The organism is Pseudalkalibacillus hwajinpoensis, assembly GCF_039851965.1.
GTDB lineage: Bacteria > Bacillota > Bacilli > Bacillales > Guptibacillaceae > Guptibacillus > Guptibacillus hwajinpoensis_E.
In genome coordinates, this window is record NZ_CP156674.1 from 2,475,737 (window position 1) to 2,500,632 (window position 24,896).

The 24,896-nt window shown below is 41.5% G+C and carries 25 protein-coding genes; 9 read left to right on the plus strand and 16 right to left on the minus strand.

Translation table 11 applies throughout. From position 1 onward, the window contains the following. Nucleotides 1–70: 70 nt before the first annotated feature. The 6 genes from ABFG93_RS12980 to ABFG93_RS13005 all read left to right on the plus strand — a co-directional run bounded on the left by ABFG93_RS12980 (nt 71) and on the right by ABFG93_RS13005 (nt 11,763). Entirely contained in the window at nt 71–2,842 is a 2,772-nt protein-coding gene (locus tag ABFG93_RS12980) for a cell wall-binding repeat-containing protein (protein WP_347548444.1), read from the plus strand. Between the two features lie 176 nt (nt 2,843–3,018). Then, on the plus strand, nt 3,019–4,899 hold the full coding sequence (locus tag ABFG93_RS12985) for a peptidoglycan-binding protein (RefSeq protein WP_347548445.1): 1,881 nt from the start codon (nt 3,019–3,021) through the stop codon (nt 4,897–4,899). A 217-nt stretch (nt 4,900–5,116) separates the two neighbouring features. After that, nucleotides 5,117–6,964 carry a cell wall-binding repeat-containing protein gene (locus ABFG93_RS12990; protein ID WP_347548446.1) on the plus strand — a complete coding sequence of 616 codons (1,848 nt, stop codon included), beginning with the start codon at nt 5,117–5,119 and terminating at the stop codon, nt 6,962–6,964. 116 nt (nt 6,965–7,080) lie between these two features. Then, nucleotides 7,081–8,361 (plus strand): D-serine ammonia-lyase, encoded by a 1,281-nt coding sequence (locus tag ABFG93_RS12995; protein ID WP_347548447.1) that lies wholly within the window; start codon nt 7,081–7,083, stop codon nt 8,359–8,361. Between the two features lie 200 nt (nt 8,362–8,561). Next, on the plus strand, nt 8,562–11,300 hold the full coding sequence (locus ABFG93_RS13000) for a cell wall-binding repeat-containing protein (protein ID WP_347548448.1): 2,739 nt from the start codon (nt 8,562–8,564) through the stop codon (nt 11,298–11,300). A gap of 145 nt (nt 11,301–11,445) precedes the next feature. Beyond that, nucleotides 11,446–11,763, plus strand: coding sequence for a hypothetical protein (locus tag ABFG93_RS13005; protein WP_347548449.1), 318 nt, complete (start codon nt 11,446–11,448; stop codon nt 11,761–11,763). Nucleotides 11,764–11,784: 21 nt separating this feature from the next. Here the strand turns inward: ABFG93_RS13005 and gvpU are convergent, their stop codons facing one another. The 16 genes from gvpU to ABFG93_RS13085 form a co-directional block, all read right to left on the minus strand. Then, on the minus strand, nt 11,785–12,177 hold the full coding sequence (gvpU, locus tag ABFG93_RS13010; RefSeq protein ID WP_347548450.1) for a gas vesicle accessory protein GvpU: 393 nt from the start codon (nt 12,175–12,177) through the stop codon (nt 11,785–11,787). 28 nt (nt 12,178–12,205) lie between these two features. Then, complete coding sequence (locus ABFG93_RS13015) at nt 12,206–13,150, minus strand: YtxH domain-containing protein (RefSeq protein WP_347548451.1); 945 nt, start codon at nt 13,148–13,150, stop codon at nt 12,206–12,208. A gap of 18 nt (nt 13,151–13,168) precedes the next feature. Further along, nucleotides 13,169–13,495: a gas vesicle protein gene (gvpJ, locus tag ABFG93_RS13020; RefSeq protein WP_347548452.1), complete on the minus strand. Its 327-nt coding sequence runs from the start codon at nt 13,493–13,495 to the stop codon at nt 13,169–13,171. Between the two features lie 28 nt (nt 13,496–13,523). Next, nucleotides 13,524–13,808, minus strand: a complete 285-nt coding sequence (locus ABFG93_RS13025; RefSeq protein WP_347548453.1) for a gas vesicle protein K — start codon at nt 13,806–13,808, stop codon at nt 13,524–13,526. Beyond that, complete coding sequence (locus ABFG93_RS13030; protein WP_347548454.1) at nt 13,774–14,049, minus strand: gas vesicle protein; 276 nt, start codon at nt 14,047–14,049, stop codon at nt 13,774–13,776. The genes ABFG93_RS13025 and ABFG93_RS13030 overlap by 35 nt, the downstream gene beginning before the upstream one ends. Before the next feature lie 24 nt (nt 14,050–14,073). Further along, nucleotides 14,074–14,880 carry a GvpL/GvpF family gas vesicle protein gene (locus tag ABFG93_RS13035; RefSeq protein ID WP_347548455.1) on the minus strand — a complete coding sequence of 269 codons (807 nt, stop codon included), beginning with the start codon at nt 14,878–14,880 and terminating at the stop codon, nt 14,074–14,076. 10 nt (nt 14,881–14,890) lie between these two features. Next, nucleotides 14,891–15,145 (minus strand): gas vesicle protein GvpG, encoded by a 255-nt coding sequence (locus ABFG93_RS13040; protein ID WP_347548457.1) that lies wholly within the window; start codon nt 15,143–15,145, stop codon nt 14,891–14,893. Then, nucleotides 15,145–15,912, minus strand: a complete 768-nt coding sequence (locus ABFG93_RS13045; protein WP_347548458.1) for a GvpL/GvpF family gas vesicle protein — start codon at nt 15,910–15,912, stop codon at nt 15,145–15,147. Before ABFG93_RS13045 ends, ABFG93_RS13040 begins: the two co-directional genes overlap by 1 nt. Before the next feature lie 13 nt (nt 15,913–15,925). Continuing rightward, nucleotides 15,926–16,843 carry a gas vesicle protein GvpN gene (gene gvpN, locus ABFG93_RS13050; RefSeq protein WP_347548459.1) on the minus strand — a complete coding sequence of 306 codons (918 nt, stop codon included), beginning with the start codon at nt 16,841–16,843 and terminating at the stop codon, nt 15,926–15,928. A 21-nt stretch (nt 16,844–16,864) separates the two neighbouring features. Next, nucleotides 16,865–17,137, minus strand: coding sequence for a gas vesicle protein GvpO (gvpO, locus tag ABFG93_RS13055; RefSeq protein ID WP_347548460.1), 273 nt, complete (start codon nt 17,135–17,137; stop codon nt 16,865–16,867). 67 nt (nt 17,138–17,204) lie between these two features. Beyond that, entirely contained in the window at nt 17,205–17,465 is a 261-nt protein-coding gene (gene gvpJ / locus ABFG93_RS13060) for a gas vesicle protein GvpJ (protein ID WP_347548461.1), read from the minus strand. Between the two features lie 22 nt (nt 17,466–17,487). After that, entirely contained in the window at nt 17,488–17,949 is a 462-nt protein-coding gene (gvpQ, locus tag ABFG93_RS13065; protein ID WP_347548462.1) for a gas vesicle protein GvpQ, read from the minus strand. Between the two features lie 33 nt (nt 17,950–17,982). Further along, the gene (gene gvpT / locus ABFG93_RS13070) at nt 17,983–18,465 is read right to left on the minus strand and encodes a GvpT/GvpP family gas vesicle accessory protein (RefSeq protein ID WP_347548463.1); all 483 of its coding nucleotides are present in this window, start codon (nt 18,463–18,465) and stop codon (nt 17,983–17,985) included. A 37-nt stretch (nt 18,466–18,502) separates the two neighbouring features. Continuing rightward, nucleotides 18,503–18,763 carry a gas vesicle protein GvpJ gene (gvpJ, locus tag ABFG93_RS13075; RefSeq protein ID WP_347548464.1) on the minus strand — a complete coding sequence of 87 codons (261 nt, stop codon included), beginning with the start codon at nt 18,761–18,763 and terminating at the stop codon, nt 18,503–18,505. Between the two features lie 602 nt (nt 18,764–19,365). Continuing rightward, complete coding sequence (locus ABFG93_RS13080) at nt 19,366–19,827, minus strand: hypothetical protein (protein WP_347548465.1); 462 nt, start codon at nt 19,825–19,827, stop codon at nt 19,366–19,368. Continuing rightward, a complete protein-coding gene (locus ABFG93_RS13085; RefSeq protein WP_347548466.1) occupies nt 19,814–20,092 on the minus strand; it encodes a hypothetical protein in 279 nt (92 codons plus the stop codon). Before ABFG93_RS13085 ends, ABFG93_RS13080 begins: the two co-directional genes overlap by 14 nt. 394 nt (nt 20,093–20,486) lie before the next feature. Between ABFG93_RS13085 and ABFG93_RS13090 the strand changes: the two genes are divergently transcribed. The 3 genes from ABFG93_RS13090 (at nt 20,487) to ABFG93_RS13100 (ending at nt 24,895) form a co-directional block, all read left to right on the plus strand. After that, complete coding sequence (locus ABFG93_RS13090; protein WP_347548467.1) at nt 20,487–22,094, plus strand: sigma 54-interacting transcriptional regulator; 1,608 nt, start codon at nt 20,487–20,489, stop codon at nt 22,092–22,094. 168 nt (nt 22,095–22,262) lie between these two features. Continuing rightward, entirely contained in the window at nt 22,263–23,411 is a 1,149-nt protein-coding gene (locus ABFG93_RS13095) for an iron-containing alcohol dehydrogenase (RefSeq protein WP_347548468.1), read from the plus strand. A gap of 95 nt (nt 23,412–23,506) precedes the next feature. Beyond that, a complete protein-coding gene (locus ABFG93_RS13100) occupies nt 23,507–24,895 on the plus strand; it encodes a hypothetical protein (RefSeq protein WP_347548469.1) in 1,389 nt (462 codons plus the stop codon). Nucleotide 24,896: the final 1 nt, after the last annotated feature.

Genomic DNA, 24,896 nt, shown 5'->3' on the forward strand with positions numbered 1-24,896 from the left:
ATTTTAACTATCAAGTGGTAGACTGATAGTATGCGAGACATCAAGATCGACGAATGATGCTAGGGGGAAAATGATGAAAAAAAGGGCGTACGGTATTGGGGTGCTTTTATGTAGCCTGATGGTGATGGTAGTGTTTGTGAGTGAAGCGAATGCGATGCCAGCAAGGGGAGAGGCAAAAGAAATAATTCAGCCAACAGGTGAGTCGTTCAATGCAAAGCTAAACGGAAGTGAAACACTAAACTGGTGGACGACAGAGGATCATGCTGTGATTCAAATGGGACCCGATCAATACTGGTATTACACGCGTATTAACGGTCAGGAATTGGAGCTGACTACTCATAAATATGAAATAGACGAAAAACCTGCAGATGCAGCAACGTCAGTTGAAGTGGAGAAACTTCACACAACTATTGATAAGAAAACAAATCAAAAGGACATCCCGAATCCCGACGATCAAATTGATTTACTAAGTACTACGGGTGATGATGCCACGCTCGTATTATTAGTTGAATATAACGATATGAAAATTAAATATTCTGAGGCTGAATGGTCCAACCGCTTCTTTGGTACGAACGGAAGCACGCTGAATAGCTACTATGATGAAGTTTCACAGGGAAAGCTTGGTTTCAAAGGTGCACAAGAAACGAGTGGAACGGTGAATGATGGAATTATAAAGGTATTCTTAAATAAAGATCATCCGCGTCCTGAAGCTACTTATAATCCATTCGGTGCTTATGCACAAATTCTAACGGATGCGCTAACAGCGTCGAATGCAAAAGTAGATTATGCTCAATTTGATAAGAATAAAGATGGCTTCTTATCATCTGAAGAGCTCCATATTGTAACGATTGTTGCTGGTGGTGAAGCAAGCTACAATGATACGGGTAGAGTTGTCTGGGGTCACATGTCAAGCCTTTATGATGTAGCTGCACCGCGCCTTGACGGTGTAAAAGTTGGCGCTCATAAAGCCGGAGGTAGCTATACGATGTTTGGAGAAAAACACGGTGGCCACATGGCAACGGTCGGCATCATTGCACATGAGATGGGGCATGATCTAGGACTTCCAGATTTGTATGATACGGATGGGTCTTCTGAGGGTGTTGGCATTCACAGCCTGATGGGTAGTGGCTCCTGGACAAAATATAACTCACAATTTGATGGAGAGTACCCAACGCATATGGATGCATGGTCCAAAATGGTATTAGGCTTTATTAGACCAATTGACGTTACCGACAATGGTACATACGAGGTTGTGAATTTTAAATCAGACGATTATTCTGTCTTAAAATTAAACACAACCGACGAGTCAGAATACTTTCTAATTGAGAATAGGCAGTACAATGGATTTGATGTTGGTTTATCTGACTTCGTAAAGAAACCTGGAATCGCAATCTGGCATATTGATGAAGATCAGCTCGAGAATGGGAAGAACAACGACGATGAGTCACACAAAGCGGTTGATCTGGAGGAGTCGAATGAGAGCGTTATCGGTTTTCCCAAGCTCGATTTCAACAGTCAAGAACAATACCATTTTTATGATCATTACTTTAATGCGAATGGAAATGCGCGTTTTAATAGTTCGACCAGTCCGACGAGCAGAGTGTATGCAGGTTTAAGCTCAGGCGTTGCGGTTACCGTTCTTGACCCAAGTCAGGAGGCCATGACTGTTTCTGTCAAAGTACCTGGTGGAGAGGATCAACAGCCACCTGTTTGGCCAACTGGTTCGAAACTTGCGGCATCTTCCATTAAGGAAGACACGGTGACGCTTAACTGGTCTCAGGCTACGGATGACTCTGGAGTGAAGTCGTATTTCATCTTTAAAAATGGAAGTTTCCTTAAAGAAGTAGACGGAACAAGCCGTACGCTAAAAGTACAGGGGCTTGCTTCGAATAAAGAGTATTTGTTTAAAGTAGAAGCCGTTGATCAGAAAGGGTACGCGACAAAGAATGGCCCAACACTTAATGTCAAAACGTCAGGAAAAACAACTGAGCGAATCGAAGGGCTTAATCGATTCGAAACAGCAGCTACCATCAGTGGAAAAACGTATACAGAAGCAGAAACGGTAGTGATAGCAAGGGGACTTGATTTTCCAGATGCTCTAGCAGGTGCTCCGCTTGCTTATCAGTTAAAGGGACCAATTTTACTTGCGAAAACAAATGAATTACCAGAAGAAACAGCTAAGGAAATAAGAGATCTTGGAGCGAAGAAAGCGATTATTCTTGGCGGTGTGAATGCGATTTCGACTTCCACGGAAGAAGCGATTAAGTCGCTTGGAATAACAACAGAACGCATCAGCGGAAAAGATCGCTATGAAACGGCTGCGAAAGTAGCGAAGCGCATGGGTGGCTCTCCGGATCAAGCGGTCATCGCATACGGTCTTAAATTCCCTGATGCCTTAGCGATCGCACCTTATGCGGCTCAGAATGGTTATCCTATACTACTAGTTGATAAAAGTAAGGTTCCTGAAGCAACAGGACAGACGCTAGAAGGCATCGACAATACGATTGTGATCGGTGGTGACCAGGTTATTAGCAAAACGGTCTATGATAACCTTCCTTCACCTGAGCGAATTTCAGGTCAAAACCGATTTGGAACGGCAGCTGCCGTGAAAGCAGCTTTCTATCCAGATGCGAAAAGAGTTTATCTCGCAACGGGATTTGGCTTTGCTGATGCGTTAGCTGGTTCAATTCTTGCAGCAAAAGAAGGGGCACCGCTCCTACTTGTAAAGAGAGACGAGCTTCCAGCAGAAACGAGCGGAGCCATTTCAGGCGTGACAGAATTTAAGTTGTTGGGCGGACAATCGGCTATCTCGAATAATGTGCAAGATGCGCTATATCGGTAGTATATCCGACAAAAGAAATAGACTTTTACTAAGAGATACAGGGAATTTGTCCTGTATCTCTTATTTTTAGAAAAAAATAACAGGAAACCACTTAAACTTTGTTGAATAGTAGCCGATAGTATATGCAAAGTGTCGATATTTGTGGCAGCAACTTAATTGGAATGAGGAGGATCTGGATGCAACCTTCATTAGTCAAAAAAGCAATAACCGGTTCTGCGTTTGTGGCCGGGGTTATGTTTGTTCAACCTGATGGTGCAGAAGCAGCATTTGGGGATCAAGAGCTCAAAAAGGGAATGAACAATCAGGATGTAAAAGAGCTACAGGATGTATTGAAGGCAAAGGGGTATTTTACATATCACACCTCAACAGGATATTACGGCCCAATCACAGAAGATGCGGTTAGTCAGTTTCAACAGGCTGTCGGCTTAAAGGTATCCGGGATCGCAACTACAGATACGCTTCAGGCACTCGGTTCAAGAACAGCTGCCAAGTCAGAACCATCATCTTCAAACGTTCTTCAGGTTGGTTCAAGAGGTCAGCAGGTAACGAATCTGCAATCAAAACTGAAGGCTGAAGGGTATTATTCATACAATGTAGACGGAATCTACGGGCAAATCACTCAGAATGCCGTAAAAGAATTTCAACGTGATGCAGGACTTTCAGTAACCGGGAAAGCAGACGCTGCAACAATTAGCGCGCTTTCAGGCTCAGTGAGTTCATCAAACTCATCGTCAACTTCTTCGGACATTTCTATTGGGATGCGCGGAAGTGCGGTAACAGATCTTCAAACAAAGCTGAAAGCGAAAGGCTACTACAATTACAATGTCGATGGCATTTTTGGCCAGATTACAAAGAAAGCTGTTCAGGAATTCCAGAAAGCGGCTGGTCTATCACAAACAGGAGTGGCAGACAATAACACCTTATCCGTTTTGAGCGAGAAAGAAGCGGCGAAACCTGCGACGAGCGGACTTACAATAGGTTCTCGCGGAAGCTCGGTATCGAATCTTCAGCAAATACTAAAGAATCGCGGCTACTACAATTATGCTGTGGACGGCATTTTTGGTAGTATTACGCAAAAAGCAGTGAAAGAGTTTCAAAGTATCGTAGGCTTGCCAGCAACGGGGATTGCTGACGACAGTACGATCGATGCACTTAAATCAAGGGGCGGTAGTAGCCAGCAGACAGAAACAGTGCTCAAGGTAGGATCTACTGGAAGTGCTGTAACAGACTTACAGAACAAGCTAAAGAAAGCGGGCACGTTCCATGTTGAGGCAACAGGCTATTTCGGTCCTGTTACTGAGAAAGCGGTCAAGGACTTCCAGAAAGCAAAGAAGCTGCAGGTAACAGGTACTGCGACAAAGGAAACAATGGATGCGCTTGACGGCTTAACAGAAAAGGTAAACTCATCACCTTCTACAGGCGAAGACCATGGAGACCTTTTAAAGAAAGGATCGACCGGCACGCTCGTTAAAGAACTTCAATCCAAACTAAAAGCGATCGGACTTTACTCAGGACCGCTTGATGGTGATTTCGGAAATGGAACGGAGCAAGCTGTTCGTACATTCCAATCACGGAACAAGCTTACCGTTGACGGCGTTGTTGGACCCGCGACATGGGGAAAACTGAAGCAATCAACAGGGTATGAAGGAAATGTAAATGAGGACAGCACGAGCGGGAGTAGTTCAAGTTCAGACTTCAGCGTGATGGACCTTATTGCAGATGCATCTGTATACATAGGTGTACCGTACGTATGGGGAGGGGATACCCCGACACAGGGCTTTGACTGCAGTGGTTTTCTAGTATACGTGTTTAATAAGCAGGGCATTTCACTGCCAAGAACAATGGCGCAGATGTGGAATGTGACAACACCTGTAAGCTCCCCATCAGTTGGTGATATTGTGTATTTTGAAACGTATAAACCAGGAGCTTCTCATGGTGGGATTTATATCGGGAACAACAAGTTTATCCACGCAGGCTCCTCAACAGGCGTTACAATTAGCGATTTGGATAACAGCTACTGGGCACCAAGGTATCTTGGAGCGAAGAGAGCACATTGAGGGTGAAGGAGGGGTGAAAGAGGGATCAGACCCCACTCTGACCCCTCTTAAAAAAAATGAGTAAAGTGTCCGTCTCTGACGGACGCTTTTTTGGTGTGGGGGTGTAGTGTATGGGGGTCAGACAGGGGTCTGACCCCATACAAGATTTATTCCCATAATACTCCATGGAAACCTCTTAATCTGCTATACTTCTAAAAGATGGAAAGGGGAGGGGAAATTGAAAAAGGGATTAATTCGTATGGTTATCGCATTACTCGTCATTACTGGAATAGGTAATGGATTATCTTTTGCGGATGGTGTAAGTGCACAAGAACTTTCTTATAACGAGATTAGCGATATGTTGACTGAAGAAGCAATTAAAAAAGGGATTCCACCAGAGGTTGCTAAGGCCGTTGCTTTAAAGGAAAGCGGTTGGGATCAAAGTGCTATGAACGAAGATGGTGATGGTGGAATTGGCATCATGCAGGTTACAAATGCACCAGAATCAGAACAAGACAAATTAAAGAATGATATTCGATATAACATCCAACAAGGTCTGGAAATATTGAATGACAAGTTTGAAGGTGGAAGCGGTGAACTTCCAACTGTAAATGATAATGACCGTGATGTGATCGAGAGCTGGTATTTTGCCGTTCTTGCTTATAACGGTCAGAAGCAAGTGAATAGCCCGATCTACAGAAACGAAGATGATGAGAATTTTGGAGCTCGAAATCTCGAAGCTTATCAGGAAGAAGTATTCAAGTATATCTATAGCTACAGTCTTTTAGTTAGTGAGAAAGACTATGAACCTATTCCATTTGATTTTCAAGTCAGTGATTTTCAATACAATACTGATGATAAGAACGATACACATCTGTATTTTACCACTGACCATTATGAGTTACCTGAAGAAGCGCTCCATCACTCAACACAGACTTTTAAAGAAGGTAATATTGTGTTCACAGCGGAAGGAGCTAATTTCCGTGAAGGTCCTTCTACTGAGGCTACCAGACTTAAAACAGCAAATGGACGTCAGGTGGTTACGTTACTAAGTGGGCCATTGAGTGATAAATCGAATGACTACAACAAAGAAGCAACAAAAAACATCTCTGAAATGCCACTCCATCATCTTGCCTGGTATGAAGTTAAGCTTAATGATGGAACGAAAGCCTACCTCGCATCTGCTGATCTATTACCTCTGATCCATCGTTTATCAGGTGCAGATCGCTATGAGACATCAGTGGCAATATCTCAAGAAGGCTGGCCAAATGGTGCAGACACGGTAGTGATTGCGAGAGGGGATGAGTTCCCAGATGCACTTGCTGGATCACCACTTGCCTATCAGGAAGATGCACCCATGTTATTAACTGAGAGCAAAGACCTAAAAGAACCTATCAAAGAGGAACTCAAGCGACTAGATGCGAGCAAAGTGATCATTCTTGGAAGTGCAAATGCGATTTCTGAGGATGTAGTAAAAGAAATAAAGGGGATCAGCAAGAGTATAACGGTTGAACGTTTGGGCGGAGTCAACCGCTATGACACTGCAGCAATCATTTCAGACAAGCTTTCGAGTAATACAGCAATACTTTCGTATGGGCATAAGTTTCCAGATGCATTATCAATAGCTCCTTACGCTGCTAGAAATGGCTATCCAATTTTCCTAACAAACACTAAAGAACTCGCAGAAGAAACGATGGCCGAAATTGGATCTTACGAAAACGTTATCGTAGTTGGTGGTGATAGCGTTATAAGTGAAAATGCTGTAAAAGGTCTGAACTATAAGCGATATTCGGGTAAAACTCGGTATGAAACTAATCTTGAGATCAACAAAAATCTTAAGATGGGTAGTGAAAGAGCATACTTTGCAACTGGAATTAAATTCCCGGATGCACTTTCTGGAGCGGTTCTCGCTGCTAAGAACAATGCCCCACTTTTCTTGGCACCAAAGCCTGCCCCTGGACCTGATCTACCAAAAGAAACAGTAGATTTATTAGAAGCTCAATCTTTTGATCAGTTTGGTCTGTTTGGTGGTAAAACCGTTCTTGATGTTGAAGAAGAACTATTGGACATTATTTTAAATAGATAAATAAACGAAATTGAAGACGAGAGTAAGCATGGCTAACTCTCGCTTTTTCTTAATGTGACATTAAAGGGGAGAGGGGTCAGACCCCTCTCTGACCCCACCTAAGGAGTGCAAACCAAATGCTAATCGCAGGAAAATCACTCGACCAATGGAAAGCCGACTACCCCTTGCTAAACGAGCTCCTTCAATTAAACGAAGTCATCTGGAATAATCCTTACAAAGGAGAAACATCATACATTAGCTCACTATCTCTGAATGACATTCTCGACGCAGAGGCTCGGATGAAACGCTTTGCCCCCTATTTCCAAAAAGTCTATCCAGAAACAAATGGCATCATCGAATCACCTCTATCTGAAGTTAATGCGATGAAAAAGAAGCTTGAACAGGATTACAAAACAGAAATCCCTGGTCGCCTTCTGCTAAAACGCGACGATACTCTTCCCATCGCAGGCAGCATCAAAGCGCGGGGTGGCATTTATGAAGTTATCAAACATGCAGAAAAACTTGCGCTCGGCCATGCTCTTTTAACGAAAGATGACAATTATGCAGTTCTTGCTGACAGAAAGTTCACCGAGTTTTTCTCTGCTTTTTCGATAACAGTTGGCTCTACCGGAAATCTTGGCTTGAGCATTGGCATCATGTCAGCAAAGCTTGGCTTTAAAGTCACGGTGCACATGTCGAGTGATGCCAAACAGTGGAAAAAGGACCTGCTACGCGAAAAAGGCGTAAACGTTGTCGAACACGAGGCAGACTACAGTATCGCTGTGGAAGAAGGAAGAAAGCAATGTGAAAAGAAGCTCACCTGCTACTTTATCGATGATGAAAACTCGAAGGATCTGTTTATGGGCTACGCCGTTGCAGCGTTACGCTTGAAAAAGCAGCTAGAAAGATTGAACATCAAAGTGAACGAAGCTAACCCTCTAACGGTCTATCTCCCATGTGGTGTTGGAGGAGCGCCCGGCGGTATCGCCTTTGGACTTCATCAAGTATTTGGTGAAGACGTTCATTGCTACTTCGCAGAACCAACGCATTCCCCGTCTATGCTGCTCGGACTCATGACAAATCTGCATGACCAGGTTTCAGTTCAGGATTTCGGAATCGACAATGTCACCGCTGCAGACGGCCTTGCAGTTGGACGTCCGTCTGGTTTCGTAGGAAGAGAAATCAAGCCTTTGATCGACGGGGTGTATACAGTTGATGATAAGCGTTTGTATCAGATGCTTCGCTGGATTTATGACACAGAGAGAATCAAGCTTGAACCATCAGCGCTTGCAGGGATGATAGGACCAGTGATTACAGCAGATCCTGTGAAGAACAGAAAAGGAACTCAACTTGTGTGGGCAACGGGAGGCAGTCTCGTTCCTCAGAATGTATGGGAAGAGGATTATCGAAGAGGGTAGGAGTAGTGGTTGTTGGGGTCAGACAGGGGTCTGACCCCACCTTTCCCACCCTTCCCCCTCTTTTCTATAAAAAAAACGATTCATGTCATCTTATAAATTTATCTCTCGGTTTTTGTTTAACGAAAAAGCTATTCCAGTTATTCCCTCCATGCTATTATCATAGGTAATACAAGCGTTTCATAGCGCAAGGAGGAGACGGTATGATAAAGGTCAAATTACTGGCTGCAATTCTACTTTCTGTTTGTTTGTTCTTTATAATGAACAACCATGTTCTCGCGGCACCAGCAAACGATGTATTTAGAACTATGAAGCAACCGAATGGAATAACCTTTCGCTCTAAAGCAGTCGGGGATGAATTTCGCCACTGGGTAGAAACGGAAAATGGTAATGTTATTTTACAGGGTGAGGATAAATACTGGTACTTTGCGAAAGTGGAAGGATCTAAACTAATTGCAACTACTTCGAAGGTAGGCATTGATTCCGTTCCAAAGAATGCAGCAGTGAAAGACCATATGGATAGCGTCCTTCCTAAGGTGAATCGCGCCGCATTAACACCGAACCTGAATGCAGGTGATTTTAAATCCAACAGTGCTACTAACGAGGCACTCATTGTTCTCTTAGTAAGCTTTAATGATACAAAAGCGAAGTATTCCGAAAATGAATGGAGCAATAAAATCTTTAGTAGTACTGGAAACTCGTTAAACACATTTTATGCAGAGAATTCTGCAGAAACATTTCAGTTCACACCAGCCACAGAAACGAGTGGTGTAAGTAACGGAATCGTGTCGGTTAAATTGAATTATAACCACCCGGACCCGGTAGATAAATACAATGAAGATCAACTATATAGACAAATTGTGGCTAACGCTTTGAAAGCATCGGACGGCATGGTGAATTATCATCAATACGATGAAAATGGAGACGGCTACATAAGTGTCGATGAACTTCATATTGTAACAATTGTTGCCGGTGGTGAAGGAAGCTATAATGATCCTTCGCCAAGAGTATGGGGACATAAGTACGGCCTGTTTTCAGAAGCTCCAACATTAGATGGGGTGAGCGTTGGGAACATTTATTACAATGGAGGCTATACTCAGTTTGGGGAAATGCATGGAGATCATATGGCTACGATAGGCATCATTGCACATGAACTCGGTCACGACCTTGGCTTACCTGACTTATATGACCGTGATGGATCTTCACTTGGTATTGATGTTCATAGCGTAATGGCCGGAGGTTCATGGGCTTATCAGAATGGAGAGGATGTTGGACAGACACCAACACATTTCGATCCCTGGTCGAAAATACAGCTCGGCTTTGTCACTCCTGAAATCGTATCTTCCTCCAAAAAAGTAAACATAAATTCGATTAAGAACGATAACTATAACGTGATTCAAATTCAAACAGATGACCCCTCAGAATACTTTTTAATAGAAAATCGCCAGTATGATGGCTACGACAGGGGACTTGAAAACAGGACAGTGTCCGGCGGCGTTGCGATGTGGCATATTGATGAAGATCAAGTCTGGGAAGGGAATGATGATGAAGGGCATAAGCTTGTCGACCTTGAAGAGGCAAGTGAAAGAAATGGAAGCGATCTGGACTTATATAAATTCTATGTAGACTACAATCACTATTACCGCAAAGGGTACGAGATGGTATTTAATAGTGAAACAACCCCTAACAGCAAGCTATACAATGGAATTAAGACAAAAGTTGCTATCGAAGTTAACGACTACAGTAGTGACACGATGGGGGTTTCAATTAACCTAGGTGATGGTCGGGACATTAAGGACCCAATCTGGCCAGCAAACACAACGTTTAAAGCTACTGAAGTGGGAACGGATTCCTTGAAGTTATCCTGGTCCCCTGCAACAGATGAATCAGGAATTTCAAATTATTATATCTACCAGGGAAGTCAGCTAGTTAAGACCTTAAGCGGGGATATTCGAAGTACGGAAATAAGTAACCTTAAAGCGAATACATCCTATACTTTCAAAATTGAAGCAGCTGATCCGACAGGTAATCGATCGGTTGGACCGTCTTTAACTATTAAAACAAAATATGATTCCATTCTGAGACTAGAAGGAAAAGACAGATTTGATACAGCGGTGGAAGTGAGTCGACACACTTATCAAACTTCTGAAACAGTGGTAATAGCAAAAGGGCTTGATTTTCCAGATGCTCTAGCAGGGGCGCCTCTGGCGTATAAGTTGAAATCTCCTATTCTGCTATCTGGTAAAATAAGCCTTTCATCTGAGAGTGTTAAGGAAATTGACCGGTTAGGAGCAAGGAAAGCGATTATTCTTGGTGGTACAAGTGCAGTACCAGAATCAGTTAAAGATCAGCTTGATGAAATGGGGCTTACAGTAGAGCGCATTAGCGGGGGAGATCGTTTTGAAACAGCTGCAAAGATTGCAGCAAAACTTGGGTCTTACAATCAGGCCATTATCGCTTATGGAATGGACTTTCCAGATGCCCTTTCGATTGCGCCATACGCTTCTGAAAATGGTTACCCGATCCTGTTAACGAAAACAGCTGAGCTTCCAGCTGCGACTGGTAATGCACTGAAGGGAACTAACAAGAACATCGTTATCGGTGGAACAAGTGTTATTTCAAATAAGGTATCCAACAACATTCCTAACCCAACGAGGTATGCAGGTTTAAATAGGTATGGAACAGCAGCAGCAATAGTGAAGGGACTATATACTAATTACGACACAGCCTATGTTGCTAGCGGTGCGAATTATCCAGATGCGCTTACAGGATCTGTAGCTGCTGCACATAAGAGCTCTCCACTATATCTTGTGAAAAAAGATGTTATTCCTGATGAAACAAATAATCTGATCCAAAACGACAATGCCAATTCATACGTCATTCTTGGCGGGAATGCTGCCATTAGTGAGGTAGTGGAGAATCAAATAGCCAACGGAAAGTGAGTGAGAAGGGGAGAAGGGGGTCAGACACTTGTCTGACCCCCTCGTTTTTTGTTGAAACCAATAAGCACTTTCGCTCGTACACGTAATAGAAGAAAGTTATTTGCTTATATTGAAAAGATACATTGCTGTAGAGGGGATAGAAGAAATGGAACTATTTCTTGAACTTTTTTCGCTTATTGGAGATGTTTTTTTGAGCTTTGGTAGAGAGAGTCCTGATGAACAAAAAATCGAAAAGAACATCGCGGCGCTTATGGCATTTAGCTGGTTTACCGAACTGACGAAAAACCCAGAATACGATCAACTAATTAAGAAAAACGATTCCGTCCGCAATGTTATTGGGAAAGTGAGGATGGAAAGGATGGAGAAATCGGTGATGTATGAAGAGCGGAAGGAGAGAAGGCTAAAGAAGGAGTTGAAAAAGGGGTCAGACTCCTCTCTGGCACGGGGCCGGAGAGGGGTCTGACCCCCATTAGTTCACTACCATTCACTTCGCATCAGATATTTTCCCGAGGAAGAACCCATCAACCTCGCTGATCTTACCTCTCCACAGGATTTTACCCTGTGAAGGAGTAGGCTTACTGTCACCTAGATAGACTTTTGTGTTTTTTAGGTGGATAAAATTAGTCTGAGCTTCATTGGTATCCTCGAGTGCCTGCCCGGCGTTTGCGAGTTCTTCGCTCAGCTTCCGGGCAATGTCATTACCGTCTCCAATGGAATCACTCAGCATATCGAAGTATTCTTTTGCAGAGACGGTTGTCCCGGTGACAATTGCCCCGTTGATGTTAAGTGTAATATCCAGGGAAAAGTCGTGTTTATTCGATGCTTGTGTGAAGAATTCAAGAATGCTGTCTTTTTGGTTGGTTGATTCAAAGCTCATTTTCACTTCTCCTTTCTGTTCTATCTACTTAAGAAGATGTGTCATCATTACTAGATAGTGTTGTTACTTTTTCCTTTTCATCATCTGAATTGTTAGCTTTCTTAGATGCGTTTGATTTGCGAGATGTACGACGCTTTTTCTTGTTTGTATTCTTTTGTTTAGATTGCTCAACTTCTTCATCGTCATCTTCGTTCTCATCTTCACTATCATCGTCGTCTTCACTATTTTGGTAATCTTTCAATTGGCTTTTTTCCTCGTCCTCATCCTCAGTATCAGCATCTTCCTGGTCATCTTCATTCTTTGGCTCTGTAGATTTCGAGTTTCTTTTCTGTTTCTTTGCAGAAGAGGACTGTTCGTTATCGTCATCTTCTTCACTGTCTTCTTCATCTACATTTTCAGTCGATTTCTTCGTCTGTTTTTTTCCTCGTGACGAAGAGGGCTTTTCTTCCTCTTCTTCTTCATCCTCTTCAACATCTTCTCCAAGAGCTTTAGTCAGACGATCGATCTTGTCTTCGATTTGCTCAAGACGGTTTTGTAATGAATCGTTCTCCTGCTTGAGTGCATTGTAGTCTTCGTCATGATTCTCTGAATCTGTTGAGCTATTATTCTCAGAATTTACAACGGTTTCAACATCCTCTTCATTGTCTTCTTCAGAGTGATTTTGCTTGTCCCGTTTAAAGAACTTGGCAGTTGAAGTTTTGATAGATCCAGCTGCTTGTTTTGATTTTTCCTTTGTTGCATTTCCGAAGTCTTTTCCTTTGTTTTTAAGTTTTTCCTGATCGATCTTAGCAATAAGCTTCTTCCCATTCTCAGGTGTTGCAAGGTAACCAACTGTGGCTCCTAGAATACTGCCTGTAACAGTTCTCGTTAACGGTCCGTTAATCCCCGCTTTGTTTTGATTATTGTTATTGTTGCCGTTCGTTCCATTCTTTTCCTGTGTTTGATTTTCTACAGTCGTGTTTTGTTCTGTCATGGTAAATACCTCCAAATATTATTTTTCCGCCAGGTTAAGGCGATTGTTTCCTAAACTTTTCTCAAGTGAATCCAGTCGTTCCTGTAATTTCTTGTTTTCTTGTTCCAGTGCTTCCGTTTTGTTATCTGCAGCTTTCGAGCTAAGGTAAGGGTCATTTTCCCACCAGTCCATCCCAATTTCTTTTGCTTTGTCTACGGAAGCGACAATCAGGCGGATTTTAATGGTGAGAAGCTCAACATCTGCTATGCCAACTGTAATATCGCCGGCAATGACAACTCCTTTATCCAGAACCTTCTCTAGAACATCTACAATGGTATTTGATTGAACGGGATGTTCAACAGCCATACAAACGCCTCCTCTGGCTCGGCCTTAATTACATTAAGCTTCCTAATGGTCCAAGATCAATATTCAAATCCTCTGCATCCAGACCAAATACATCTTTTAATTCTTCCATTTTTTCTTCTAAATTCATTAAAGCGACACCCAGGTTCTCAACCTGTTCGTCTGTTAACGTACCACCTTCAACGCGCCTCATTGCGTGGCGCTCCACAATCTGTCTTAAAAGTTCTACGACGGTCAGGACAAGCTGTGCTAATCCCTGTTCTGCCTTGTCCGGGTCAAAGTTAATTCGACCACTTGTTTGGTTGGCCAGTTGCATTGATTAATGCCTCCCTTTCTTTATCGAATTGATCAGAATGAATCGTTTTTCGAGTACCCTGCTTATGCTGCACAAGGGTTTCTACTGACGAAATCAAAACACGTAAGTCCAAATAGACGAGATCAACGCCTGCAATAGAGATAATTAAATCACCTTTAATCGCCACACCTTTATCGAGAATGACATCCAATATATCTATGAGGGCTATATCTTTGTTTTCAATCGACTCTCTTACTGTCATGGCTCTCAATCCTCACTTCTTTGGTTAAGAAAAACTAGAAAAATGATAAGGCGGCCACGGACCGGATACTTCAAAACTCCACCCAGTTTGTCCGTAGATTTCTTCATCGAGCTTTATTTCTTCTATAAATTCCTCGACGTTAGCCGATGGGATAAGGAAGACGCTATTCCACGCCATTTTTTCTTTTCGCCCCGTAACGTCCTTGCTCCAATTTTTCTTAATGCTTCCAAAGAGAGAAATCTTTTTTAACTTTTCATGTATCTCTTCACAGAAGCGGTTTTTCTCATTTTCTAACTCTTGATTGATGAGTTCATCAATTTTCTTCTTCTCAAAAAATTGTCTGCCACGAGGTAATTCACTAATTTCCTGCCTTTTGGCTTCAATCGAAGCATTGCTTTCACTTACTTGCTTCTTAACCAGCTCATCATCGCAGTAAATTTTTAGATTCCATTCTTCATTACCATCTAAAAGCTTAAACGTTTCATTCAGCTTTTCTGTATTTCTCTCAATGGTATGTTGCAAGCTTTCCTGATTTTTATATAACGTGCAGAACTTTAACGGCACGATTGTATACATTTGTGCCAACTGTTGAACGGTTTCATGATGATGAAACGCTTTTTCCTGAAGCCATTCCATATCGTTATTGATTTTGTCGCTTATTGTTTCTTCCGAATAGTGATCGGAATCCAGTTGACAAACAATGGCTGTCACTTCATTTATTGATAGTGTATAAATTTCGCGTTCACCATCAAACCCTTTTGTAGAAGGAAGTGAAGTGTTATTTGCTTCATTACTAGGAACTAAACCGTATAAATAAATGAGATTGCCCATTTGTTCACCTTCAATCCTTTTTCGTTAATTCTTCCCATTGCTCTAATTCTCGCCGTTTAGCAATTTCATAACGGATAAGCAATTCTTCTTCTTTTTCTGTATAGGCTTCTTCAGGAATCTCGCCAAGCTCGTACATCATTTGAAGTTGAATTAACTTTTGTTGAATAGTGGGAAGGTCATACAATTCTTTATCTGCTTCTTCTTTTACTTTCTCACCGACTTTTATGACTAAATCAAAAGGCGCGGTAACCAGTTTGTGAAGCATTAGTTTTCCTCAACCTTTAAGCGGATATTAACAAAGTTATAGGCTGGCCACGGGCCGGTGTAACTAAAATCAACTTTGTCTTTCCACTTATCATGTGCTTCATTTACTAGCTGATCGAACTTTTCTTCATTTTCTCGGTCGATAAGAAAGGCTGCATTTAATAACATTTTTTCCCCGAGAGGATCATTGGTTTTCGCTGCCTCAGATGTTTCCTCGAGCGGAGCAAAAATTTCCTGTTTAATATCCTGTTGGAGGGAAGCAAAAAACTTCTGAGCCATACCTCCGAGTTGAATTCGTTCATAATAGCCCGCTGCTTCCGATTTACCTTTTACTGATGCAGCCATCTTCTCAACTTCTGGATTCTCATTCACCATCGCCTCAAGCCATTCTTTCTTTCCGATTACCTTAAGTCCCACTTCGATTTTTCCTTTAATATTAGGGAATAGTTTCTCGAATTGCGGATAAAGATTTTCTAGAAGAACTTTCACATCATCACGAGATTTGAAAGTATTACCGAAACTAATTGGGATAACAGTATCTTTCTGACCCATTACAAATGATACGGCTTGCTGGTGCGTTAATAAGTTCTTTTTATTCGGGTGATAGATTTTCATTGGAACTTCGGCTGCCACCATGGCTGCATCCTTGTAGCGAATCGTGAAAAGTTCCCTTTCCTCATCCTCAAGTTCGATTGTTCCAAATTGATCGTCTTCATTCGTTTGGATGGCACAAAAGATATAAATGCCCATTTCTTCGTTTTGACTCATGGTCAACACTCCTTTACTCTTCAAAAACTTCCATGTTTTCACATGCATCTATAATTAATTCTTCCGCTTTTGCGATCGGATTCTCATCGTCAATGCATTGACTGACGCTGTGCGCAATTATATCAAGACATAGACGCTGAAATTCAAAATTCTTACCGTCTATGGGAATATCTGATTCAATAGCGAGTGTTGCGATCATTAATGAAGCGCGCAAACTAGGGCCGTTGCCATTCGAACAATGATCACGCATCTGTGAGATCAGCCTTGTTATGGCTTGTGCTTCACTCATCACCAGGTTTGCTTTCTCAGAAACGATTAGCATTTCTCGCTCGCTGTCTTTGTAATCCACGTTGATTGTAATCAAACGATCTAATAAGGCATCCTGCGTTTGATAAACTCCAGCATATTCGGCAGGATTGCTTGTGAAAATAACTGAAAAAGCTGGATGAACCTTGATGAAAGGTTCGGTTAATTTAGAACCATATAGGGGGAGAATTCCCTCTTCTAAAATGGAAAGGAAAATATTATTGGTTGTTGGCTGTGAACGTGTGAATTCATCATACACAAGCGTATAGCCGTTTTTGACAGCCTCTAGCAAGCGTCCATCTCGCCAGGTTTCTGTAACACTTTCATCTTTCTTATAAACAGATCGAACATATTGATCGACCACTTTTTTACTCGTATAGCCTGTAAAATCACCAATTAAATCTTTGTTATTTAATTCATGATTACCATGCATAAGCATAACCGGGCGTTTTCTTTTCTTCGCTAATGCAAGAGCAAGAGAGGTTTTCCCGGCTCCAGAAGGGCCAATAAAATGTACAGGGAAACCTGATTTCAGGTATTGAAGGGAACGAGAGAGCAATTCTTTCGTTTCATCATCCTGTATGAGCTCTCGAGTGTTCTTGGTCCTGTTCGTTAATACCGTCACGTCAAATACCTCCTGCTCTTCCTACATTTCCTGTCCAATTGCACTTCTGTAACGAACATCTCGTCTCGTGAAAGACGTCACTTCTTTTTCATTATTTAAAAGGACCTCATATGTCCCGAGCATTTCATCTTTTGCATACTTTTTCATATATTCCTTTTCTTCAATAACCTCTGCAATGACCCTCCAGCCTTCATTTTTATTTTCATTTTTCTCAACTGAGGTGATCTTATGGAGAGGAGCTACATGATTATTGAAAAAATCAGCAACATTATTCATGATTTCTTTAATTTCCATAGTGTCCTCCTGCTTAGATAGGGGAGATGGCCTCCTTAGGCCATCCCGCTAACTATTTCATTTTTGCTTAAATACTAAACTGTGCATTTCTTTCATTTGTCTGGTTGGCAAGTCCATCTTCCTGTACTTCATCGCGAAGTAGGCCAACTGCCTCGGCATAGCGTAACCATGTATCCACACTAGCGATAACAACTCTTGCTTCAATTGTAAGAATTTCAATTCCGACAACGGATACTCGAGCAAATGCGTCAATGACAATCCCTTTATCAAGGATCCTGTCAATAACCTCTGCTAAACTTGAACTATCAGCACTTTTTTGAATAGCCATTTTCATTCTCCTTTCGTATAACTTAAGAAGTTATACTTTTAATGTCTTTAGATGATTTAATGTTTTCAGAACTTTTAATTTCGGTAGAGCTCTTAATATTCATGGAACTCTTAATATCGGTCACACTTTTTATGCTTCCGACACCTTTGATTTTCGTTTGGCTCTTATTTGATGAAGAGACCTTTTCTTGGAACTCTTCACCGGCTTCTTTCGCATTGCCGAGTTTTTCACGAACGGACAGCAGGACATCCTGTACTTTATCCTTCGCGTCTTCCGCTTTCGAATGAACCTTATCGGCATTTTCTTCTTTCGTTCTCTCTAACTTCTCAGAAGCCTCATTTACTTTCGATTGAATGCCTTCTTTCACATTGTCCCGAAAATCATCGACTACTTTCTCTTTAACTTTTTCTTTTACCTTATCTTTTACAGGTTCAGGTGCATGCTTGATCACCTTTTTTGCGAGTTTCTTACCAGGATTACTCATCCAATGCCCCCTTTAGGGATAGCTGAATGTCGATTATTTTGAATCCACTAGACTCGACAACATGTTCTCAATACGATCTAATCGCTCGTTTAAATTCTTATTTTCTTCCTTAATTTCTTCGATTTCTTCATTTGATTGTGAGGAAGGTTCTTCAGTTTCCTGCTTCGTTTCCTCATTATTCTTCTTCATTGGTGAGAGCAAACGACCTTCATACTTACTCATATAACCAGTCGCCGTTTGCCTTAATGTAAGAAGAGCCTGCTCAGTAATGAAATCCTGAGCTGATTTTCTTAACTCTTGTCCAGCGTTTCTCACAGCTTCCGACTTTCCGATGCTCTCAACAACCTTCTTGCTAGCACCGGGGCTCGATAATAAGCCTATACCTGCACCAACGACACCGCCTATGATGGCGAAATTAACAGAAGGGCGCTCGCCGCTTCCTTGTGGTTGTGAGCCGCCTTCCGCTGGTTGCGAAAGGATCTTTCCACTTGTGTGATCTACTTCGTTCTCTGCCATTATCCACCCTCATCTCTATTGAAATTTATTATTAAATTTAAATGCTAAATTGTGGTACTCGCTCATTATCCTGTTTCGCAAGGCCTTCTTCCTCAACCTCATCACGAAGGAGTCCTACTGCTTCTGCATAACGCAACCACGTATCCACACTTGCAATTACCACGCGAGCTTCAATTGTTAGGATTTCAATCCCAACTAGGGAAACTCTCGCAAATGCATCAATCACTATACCTTTGTCCAAAATCCGGTCAATAACTTCAGCAAGACTTGAGCTATCCGCACTTTTTTGAATACTCATGATTTCACTCCTATTCCGCTATTTCCACTATTAATGTAATTAATGAGCCTTTTGACCCGTTTGTTATCAGTTGGTTGAACTGTGGATTAATCGGAATATACCTCGTTCTAAACAGCCTGAAACCACCTCTAGTCCGAAACTGGAATAAAGAACCATTTCTTATCCATCTTTAGCTAAAAAAGATTACCTTTGTAATAAAACTTTGCTTATGGAATCTAGGTTTAAGCAAGCAGGCAAGCTGATTTAAGACGAATATTACAGATTTATTACATGTGAAAATGATTTATTTCAAAAAATAGGTATCCTGGGAGGAAGTAGTAAATAAGTCCTTGTAGTGGGGGTAGAACGATGAAAAAGAAAGGAGGGATAGATATAGGGGGGGGCAGACACGTGTCTAACCCCCTTATATAGAATAAGGGCAAAAGAGAGGTCCATTATGAATTTCTATATTGCTTCAAGCTTACAAAATAAAAACCAGGTTCGGTTGCTCAGCACTCAGGCAAAAGCAACGTGGTTATAAACATACATAATGATTGGACTATAAACGAACGGATGTAAGGGGTCAGACAGGGGTCTGACCCCTTACATCACACACACCTCCATCAAACCGCTTCCGCTCTCATCCTTCTCCCGCGAATCTCACGATACACCTTCCAGATCACAAATAGCACGAGTCCGATCAGTAGAATACTCAGCGTATACGTAAGTTGAACAGGTTTCTCCCCGTTCACAAATATCCCGAAATAACCCCACAGGAAGACAAGTGGATAAATTAAGTCATCGTTGTAGAGGCTGAAGTACACTGCAAGTCCTGCGCCGATAATAAGCATAATAATCGTCCATGCCAGCTCATTTAAACCAAAAATCAGTTCCACATCGTTACCTCGAGCAACGATAAATGCATCGACAATCGTTGCAATCGATGTCCATGCTAAATAGAAAGAAAAAGGAACAATGAAGAACGATGAGCGATCAGGTTTTTTTGTAATGATCGAATAAAGAATGGCGAGAGTGATTAAAGAGCCAGCTATAAAAAAGAGTGCTGCCGTTTCACCAACAAGCACAGCGGTACCTGATAGGAGCATGCTTAACGAGAATAAGTATGAAATTTTCACATACAGCTTTTGGCTTTTGATCTTGTTCATCTGCGGTAAATTGCCTTACGAGCGAAATGAGCAGCAATAAATAAATCAAACCCCAGATCGCAAATGCAAATCCGGCTGGAGCAATAAACACATCGTCGTTCGCACCTGACATATCTCGAGCTAAAATCAGCGATGAAATGAGTAAGTAGACGTATGAGGCTATGGTTACAATCTTTATAATCATGACGATTACCTCCTATAATAGGTCTTCTTAGTGGTAAAGGACCCAAAGTATTGCATTTTATTTAGAACAGTCTAGTTAGTCTTGAAAAATAATAAATTGTCTCTCGCAAACAGTAGTCTGCAATAGCACGACCGCTAATAATAGTGGAAGGGTGCTAATTCATTATTCTAGCTTTAAGGGGCAGTAAAACCCCCACCTCAGGAATGTAAATCAATCGAGACGTTTAGGTGGGGGGCAACTGCCCCTAAAGGCCCGATTGGTTCAACTAACCATCAGAGGGGGATGAAGCAAAACCCCCTCTGATGGAAGTTTCACTTTATCTAATTTTTCGAGTTTATTATTAGTGTATGATAATAAGAAGAGTAATTTCTGTTAGTGATTGGAGGGAGTATATATGAAATTGAGCGTATCAGATGGGATCGAACGCGCAATAGAGTTATTTTCTCATTCAGAGCTGGATGCGATTGATGTTGTGAATCATCATAATGAAGTTGTCGGTCTTCTTAGTCTTGATGATCTAAGTGAAGTCCTAAGCGGTGGTAATGTTGGCGAAACGATTGGACAAATTATCCAGAATGTGACGACGCAACATTCTACTTTACAAGTGCAAGAGGTGGAAAAAAATCAATATAGTGCTTTACTTGAAAGCCCTGTCTTCACTGATATCATAAATTCACTTTATGATGGGGTTTTTATTACAGACGGATATGGGATTACGGTGAAAGTGAATAAGTCCTATGAACGGATTACGAACCTGAAAGCTGAGCAGTTAATTGGATATCATATGGAAGACCTAATAAAAGCAGGCTATATTTCTAAATCTGCTTCCATCCAGGTTCTGAAAGAGAAAAAGCCAATTACGTTAATGCAGTCTATTCATAATGGAAGAAAAATTATTGTCTCTGGCACCCCAATATTTAATGAGGATCATGACATTTTATACGTAGTAAATAGCGTAAGAGATATCACAGAACTTTTGAAACTTAAGCTTCAAATCGATGAGCTCCAGGAACTCAAAGCTCTTCGGAATAGTTCAAATGCCACGTTTGCACATCAATCAGTTGAGTCTTCAATCTATTCAAGCGAAATCATGATGAAGTTATTTACAGTAATTGACCGCGTGGCTAAATCCGATGCAAAGGTCCTCCTACAAGGTGAAACAGGTGTTGGGAAAACGATGATTGCTAAATATATGCACGAGCATTCTAATCGTTCAGATGGAAGTTTTCTCGAGCTTAATTGTGGGGCATTTCCTCCCAACTTAATAGAAGCGGAATTGTTCGGCTACGAACCAGGTGCCTTTACAGGAGCGCTAACAAAAGGGAAAAAAGGATTACTGGAAGTAGCAGATAATGGCACTTTATTTCTGGATGAAATTGGGGATTTACCGTTAGAGCTTCAAGTAAAACTATTAAAGGTTATTGAGGATAAGGCCTTCATTCCAATCGGTTCTTCTAAACTTAAACATATCAACGTGCGAATTATCGCTGCTTCACATAGGAATATTAGAAAGCTTGTGGAAGTGGGTGATTTTAGAGAGGATTTATTTTATCGTTTAAATGTTGTTCCCATTGAAATCCCCTCCTTACGTGAACGTAGAGAAGAAATTCTCCATTTGTCACACCATTTTCTAGAGGACTTCAATAGGGAATACGATACAAGTAAAACCTTGAGCATAGAAGTCCTGGATACTTTACACGATTATCAATGGCCAGGTAATATTCGCGAGTTAAAAAACTTGATTGAGCGTCTAGTAGTGATCACTTCTTCAGATCAAATTGAACTTGAAGATCTTCCTTATGAGTTGATTGATTCTAAAAGCAAGGTGGGCTCTCTATATAATGAGGAAATAATTCCTTTAAAAGAAGCTATAGAACGAGTTGAGCGTCAAATGATCACGAAAGCTTTAAGAAAATACAAAACAACTAGAAAAGCGGCTGAAGTGCTAGAAGTAAGTCAATCTACAATCGTACAGAAAATGAAAAAGTGGAGGTTTGATTAATATTTTAATCAGACCTCCACTTTTTGATTAATATACTAATCAAATTTGACCGTTTTTTGAACGTGAATTCACTTTTACCCCGTCATAGCTTCTTTCTATCCTTATTTTTAAAAAGTTGGCACAAGAATTGCATTATTTATTAATAAAAGAATGAAGGGAGAAAGCATAATGACGATTTCAACTTTCAAGATCGCAAACAAACTAATTACAGGAAAAGGGGCTACTGAAGCTTTACCAGAAGAATTAGAACGACTTGGGGTAAAAAATCCTCTCATAGTAACAGATGAGATCTTACAAAAGGTGGGTGTTGTTGATCAAATCACCGCATTTATGAAAGGGCTTACTTTTGAGGTGTTTACAGGTGTGAAGCCTGATCCAGAGCTATCTGTTGTAGAAGATTGTACGAAATTATTCAATGAAGGAAGACACGATGGGCTAATTGCCGTTGGGGGTGGGAGTGCTATTGACATCGCAAAGGGTGTTTCTGCATTTACTTCCTTCAATGGGGAATTAACTGAACTGGTCGGTACAAATCTCGTATCTCAAAAAGGGGCACCTATTATTGCCCTACCAACCACTGCTGGGACGGGCTCAGAAGTGACAAATATCTCTATTCTTTCTGACACAGAAGCACAGCTCAAGAAAGGAATTGTAAGCGATTACCTACTGCCCGATGTTGCAATCGTGGCTCCGGAGATGACGCTAACAATGCCTCCTTCTGTGACGGCAGCAAGTGGTGTAGACGCATTAGTTCATGCAATTGAAGCATATATATCTGTCCATGCTTCCCCCATAACCGATGCGTTAGCCATTTATGCGATTCGAATGATCTCTAGTAATCTACCAAAGGCCTATGCCAACCCCACGAATTTAGAAGCGAGGGAGAAGATGGCAACAGCAAGTTTGATGGCTGGTATGGCATTCGGTAATGCCGGAGTGGGTGCTGTCCACGCTCTCGCTTATCCTCTAGGTGGACGCTACCATATTCCACACGGGGTAAGTAACGCTTTGCTCCTTCCATATGTAATGGAATGGAATAAGATTGCTTGCATGGAAAGGTTCCGAGACATCGCTACAGCTCTTGGGGAAAATACGCACTCGCTATCGGATGCAGAAGCCTCAGATAAAGCTGTAATCGCAATGAAACGGTTATGTGAAGCTGTAAATATTCCTGATGGATTACGTTCCTTCGACATTCCAGAATCAGCTCTATCCGAAATGGCTGAAGACGCGAGCCAAATTGAACGTCTATTAAATAATAATCCACGCAAATTAAGCAAGACGGATATTGAGGAAATCTATCAATCTGCTTATTAATGAAGCATGGCCAGTCTAGTTAATTTTTATAAAGAGGGAAAATTAACCGTCTTTATCAGAACGTAACATATTCGAATAGAAAAGGAGTTCACACAATGTGGAAAAACCGAAAACACGGTGAGGAGTCACCTTACATTCCGATGGGACCATTCAAACTAAGACTTCCATTTATCCACTACAAATTTGAATGGCCTGATTATGTTCAGGGTCTATTAATGTGTGCAGTAGATTTAGCTGCGATTCCATTAATGATAGAGCTATTAGGAATGCCTTTTGAAGTAGCACTGGCCGTTGTTCTTCTAAATGGTATTTTCTATTTAACACATCACTTACTTGGCGATCCAGTTGTTCCAGGTTGGATAACACCAGCGATCCCTTTAATTATGGCTTATGTTTCAGCCTTTCCAGAAGGTGCTGAACGAGTTCATGCACTCGTCGCCTTTCAGTTAACCCTCGGGCTATTATCGATCCTATTAGGGTCAACCGGCTTAGCGAAAAAAGTCGTTTCATTTGTTCCGCCTGCTATTAAGTCAGGTGTCATTCTAGGAGCCGGTTTTGCAGCAGTTATTTCTGTCTTCGAAGTTGGCGGACGATTCGAAAGCTTCCCATGGACGATTTCGATTGCAGTGGGAATTGCTTTTTATATTATTTTCTCAAAACACTTTAATCAGTTGAAAACGAAAAGCGCTCTATGGGGGCTAATTGGTAAGTTGGGGATTTTTCCAATTATTATCCTAGCAGTTATCATTGCACCACTATTTGGTGAAGCACCGTGGCCAACAATTGAGTGGGGACTTATTAATCCTGATTTCGCTACTCTTTGGAGTGAATATACTGTTTTTGGACTAGGGTTTCCGCCAGCGATGTTATTTTTAACTGCCTTACCAACAGTTCTGGCAGCTTACATCGTGTTATTTGGTGACGTTCTACAAAGTAAAGCGTTAATTGATGAAGCAGATGATGTTCGCCGTGATGAAAAAATTGATTATAATCCAAATCGTGCTCATTTGGTTTTCGGTGGGCGGAACACAATTATGAGTATTTTAGGTCCAGATGTTACAATGGCTGGTCCACTCTGGGCAGCAATGCAAGTTGTCGTCATCGAGCGATTTAAAGAAGGTAAGAAAGCGATGAACTCGTTATTCGGTGGTTCTGGTTCCTTCCGTTGGGGTACCAATACCGGGCTACTATTACTGCCTATCGTAAGTTTAGTACAACCAATTCTAGGCATCGCCCTTGCCTTAACCCTATTGATTCAGGGATATGTAAGCGTTCGCGTTGGTATCCTAGAATCTCGCAGTCACAGGGATCTCGGAATAGCGGGAATCATAGGAGCTGTTTTAGCAACGAAAGGAGCCGGTTGGGGATTTGCCGTTGGTATCGTTCTTTGTATTTTGATTTATGGTAAAAAGTTCTTCACTGGTGAGAATGATGAAATCTTTACGAAGGACATTGAAAGCGAGAAAGAAAAACGAATTTCTTAAT